Raw genomic sequence first — 3,944 nt, 5'->3', positions numbered from 1 at the left:
ATCCTGGGCGGTACGGGCACGGTGATCGGCTCGACCCTGGCGGCGATCCTGATCGCGGCGATCGGCTCGTCCCTGGTGTTTATCAACGTCTCCCCCTACTGGCTGCGCGCCGTGCAGGGTCTCCTGATCCTGCTGACCGTGCTGGCCGACCTCGCGCGCCGCAGGAAGCGCGCGCGGCATCGCTGAAGTGAGGTGACGCGCATGGCCTCCGCAGTCGCGGCCACCGGCAACCAGGACCGCTATGCCGGCCTCAAGCGGCATGAGGTGATCCTGCTGTTCGTGCTGATCGCAGCGGTCGCCATCCTGGCGTTCCGCTCCGAGCAGTTCCTGACGACCGGCAACCTCCTGAACCAGGGCCGCCTGCTGGTCGAGGTGGGGCTGATGGCCCTGCCGATGACCTTCATCATCATCACTGGCGGCATCGACCTGTCGGTGGGCTCGATCATGGGCCTGTGCGCGATCCTGCTCGGCGTGTTCTGGCAGAAGCTGGGCCTGCCGCTGGGGGCGGCGATCGCACTGGCGCTGGTGGTGGGGGCGCTCGCGGGCTTCGTGAACGGCTGGTTCATCACCCGCGTCGGGGTGCCACCGCTGATCATGACGCTCGCGACCCTGGCGCTGTACCGGGGTCTCGCCGAAGGGATCAGCCAAGCCCGCTCGGTGCGGGGCTATCCGGACTGGTTCTTTGGCCTGGGTCAGGGCGAGCTCTGGGGCGTGCCGACTCAGCTCTGGCTGCTGCTGTTCTTCTTCGTGATCAGCGCCATCGTGCTGACCTACACCACGTTCGGCCGCTCGCTCTATGCGATCGGCAACAACGAGGTGGCAGCGCGCTTCTCCGGTATCCCGGTCGATCGCATCAAGATCGCGATCTACACCATGTCCGGCCTGATGGCCGGGCTCGCCGCTTGGGTGTTCGTGTCCCGGGTCAGCACCACGCGCTCCGACATGGGCACCGGCCTGGAGCTGGACGTGATCACCGCAGTGGTCCTGGGTGGGACCAGCATCTTCGGCGGCACCGGCACGATCCTCGGCACCGCGCTCGGCGTGGTGCTGATCCAGCTGCTCAAGAACGGCCTGGCGCTGTCGGGGGTGAAGGGCGATGGCACGATCGTGGTGATCGGCGTCATCCTGATCCTGTCGATCCTGCTGAGCGACCTCCTGCGCAGGCAGCGCGGCGCCGAGCATTGATTTCGTCTCGTCGATTTCAGGGAGGTAGAAAGACACGCGATGAAGAAGACCTTGTTCACTCTGTTGGGCCTGGGCGTCCTGCTCGGCTCGACCAGTGCGATGGCGCAGAGCGCCTGGGACGGCGGCGACGACCTGCCGACCTCGCCGCTCGCCTGCGACGGCACGCCCGGTGCGGTCGCCGCCAAGGAATATGATGGTGCCCAGCCGACCAACGCGCCCGACCGGGCCGGCCAGAAGCTGACCCTGGTCGACATCCCCAAGCTGATCGGCATCGGCTACTTCAATGCCACCTCCAAGGGCATGCAGGACGCCGCCAAGGAGCTGGGCAACGTCGAGGTCACGACCGACGGTCCGACCAAGGCCAATATCGACGAGCAGATCACCTTCATCGACAACTACATCACCCGTGGCGTGGACGGCATCCTGTTCGCCGCCAACGACACGGTGGCGATCGCGCCGGTGCTGAAGAAGGCCTTGGAAGCCGGCATCCACGTGATCGGCTACGACAGCAACTCGACGCCCGATTCGCGCGAGTGGTTCGTCAACCAGGCCGAGTTCAATGGCATCGCCAAGTCGATGATCGACAATATCGCCAAGGAGATCGGCGAGGACGGCTCGTTCGCGATCGTCACCAGCACCTTCACCACGCCGAACCAGGCCCGCTGGATCGCCGAGATGTCGGCCTATGCCGCGCAGTGCTATCCGAACATGGAATGGCTGGAGACGGTCGAGGCCCAGGAAGACAACATCCTGTCCTTCAACCAGGCCTCCACCCTGATCAACAAGTATGGCGAGGACCTGGACGGCATCTTCGGCATGACCAGCGTCGCCACCCCGGCGGCGGCCGAGGCGGTGACCCAGGCCGGCATGTGCGGCAAGATCGCGGTGGTGGGCCTGGCCACGCCCAACGCGATGCGGCCCTACGTCAAGGCCGACTGCGTGAAGTCCGTGGTGCTGTGGAACCCGGTCGATCTCGGCTATGCCGCAGTCTATGCCGCCCGCGCGGCCGCCGACGGCAAGCTCAAGCCCGGCTCGACCGAGCTGGAGGCCGGCAAGCTCGGCAAGCTCCAGGTGATCAACGGCTCCGAGATCCTGCTCGGGCCGCCCTTCGTGTTCGACAAGGGCAACGTGGACGATTTCGACTTCTGATCTTCCGGTTTCTGCGCGAGAACGATGACGGGCACGGCATGGGAGAGATGCTTGGTCCTTCCCATGCCGTTCGCGCCCAGGGAGTCCTGCCCGTCCGGGGCGATCCGCCACCCTGCCGCGCCGGAGCGACTTGATGACCCTCAGGTTGCGGCTGTTCCTGCTGGGGCTGCTGTCTTTCCTGCCGATGGCGGCGGTGGTGCTCGTCCTGCATCTGCAGTTGCACACTGCCCGCGAGACCGAGGCGCGCCAGACGGTCACCCGCCAGACCCAGCAGGCCGCGGCCGAGATCAGCCGCATGGTCGAGGGCATGAAGGCGCTGCTTATCGCGGTCGCCGCGGCACCCTCGGTCCGCTCGCTCGACCAGGCCACCTGCACCGCCTACCTGGACGAGCTGCTGGACGACCGGGTGCTGGATGTCGATGCGCTCGCCGTCTTCGACCTGAAAGGGCAGCGGCACTGCCTGGGCACCGGCAGCCCTGCCGTCGGCCTGAACAGCCTGGCGCTGCGCCAGGAGGCGCTGCGGGCGAACGACTTCGTGGTAGGCGCCTACACCGAGGCCGGACCCGCCACGGCGATCCTGCCATTCGCCCTGCCGCTGCGTGACGATGCCGGCAGGCAGCTCGGCCTCGTCGTCGCGAGCCTGAACCTGTTCCACCTCAACAACGAGCTGCGCAACTGGCCACTGGCCCGCGGCAGTGCCGTCACCATCGCCGACCGGGAGGGAGTGATCCTGGCGCGCACGCCGCTGCCGGAGCGGTTCGTCGGCACGCGCATTCCCGAAGCGTACCAGGACTGGGTCCAAGGCACACTGCCGGGCACGGCCGAAGTGCAGAGCCAGGATGGCACGATGCGCCTGATCTCCTATGTCCCGGTGGCGCTGCCGCCGGAGGGCCTCTACGTGAGTACCGGCATCGCGACGGAGACGCTGTTCCGCGATGTCGACCAGGCGACCATTGCGACGCTGGCCATCATGTCAGCCGGCCTGGTCGTGATGACGCTTTGCGTGGTGATCGGTGCCCGCCTGTTCATCCGCCGCCCGGTCGACCGCCTCCTGCGTGCGGCGGAAGGCTGGAGCGCCGATCCGCCCGAGCCGCCTGAGCCGCCCGTCGGGCAGGACGAGTTCAGCGAGATCGGGCGCGCGCTGCACCGGATGGGTCAGGCCTTCGCCGCCCAGCGCCGCCGGGAAGCGGAGCACCAGGCCCACCTGCGCACCCTGTCCGACGAACTGGGGCACCGCATCAAGAACTCGCTGATGATCGTGCAGGCGATCGTCATGCAGGCCCTGCGCAACGCCAAGGTGGAGCGGAGCGTGCAGGAGCGGATCGAGGCGCGGCTGATGAGCCTGGCCCGTTCCCACGAACTACTGATGCGCGGGCAGTGGCAGGGCACGCGGGTGGACCTGATCGTGGCCCAGGCCCTGGAGCCGTTCGGCTACGAGCGGCGGGGCGACGGGCGCTTTGCCATCGAGGGCCCCACCGTGCGCCTGCCGGCGCGCCTGACCCTGACGGTCGGCATGGCGCTGCACGAGCTCGCGACCAATGCCAGCAAGTACGGGGCCCTGTCGGTCCCGGAAGGCCGGGTCCGGGTCGACTGGCAGGTGATCGGCAGCC

General features: G+C 67.7%; 3 protein-coding genes and 1 pseudogene. All 4 read left to right on the top strand.

Features of this window, described 5'->3' with window-relative positions:
• A pseudogene (locus EQG76_RS19880) lies at positions 1-186 on the top strand (ABC transporter permease); the annotation flags it as partial.
• A gap of 15 nt (positions 187-201) precedes the next feature.
• Positions 202-1,185, top strand: a complete 984-nt coding sequence (locus EQG76_RS19875; RefSeq protein ID WP_159716089.1) for an ABC transporter permease — start codon at positions 202-204, stop codon at positions 1,183-1,185.
• A 39-nt stretch (positions 1,186-1,224) separates the two neighbouring features.
• Complete coding sequence (locus EQG76_RS19870; RefSeq protein WP_159716088.1) at positions 1,225-2,334, top strand: autoinducer 2 ABC transporter substrate-binding protein; 1,110 nt, start codon at positions 1,225-1,227, stop codon at positions 2,332-2,334.
• 133 nt (positions 2,335-2,467) lie between these two features.
• A partial coding sequence (locus EQG76_RS19865) for a sensor histidine kinase (protein ID WP_159716087.1) occupies positions 2,468-3,944 on the top strand: 1,477 nt, incomplete at its 3' end.

Source organism: Geminicoccus flavidas (genome assembly GCF_009806515.1).
Taxonomy (GTDB): Bacteria; Pseudomonadota; Alphaproteobacteria; order Geminicoccales; family Geminicoccaceae; genus Geminicoccus; species Geminicoccus flavidus.
Note: the sequence above shows the minus strand (reverse complement) of the source record. Positions and strands in the feature narration are given on the sequence as shown.

What these genes read in the sequence shown, in the direction of transcription:
- EQG76_RS19875 (WP_159716089.1), top strand. Translation starts at nt 202, where the DNA reads ATGGCCTCCGCAGTCGCGGCCACCGGCAACCAGGACCGCTATGCCGGC.
- EQG76_RS19870 (WP_159716088.1), top strand. Translation starts at nt 1,225, where the DNA reads ATGAAGAAGACCTTGTTCACTCTGTTGGGCCTGGGCGTCCTGCTCGGC.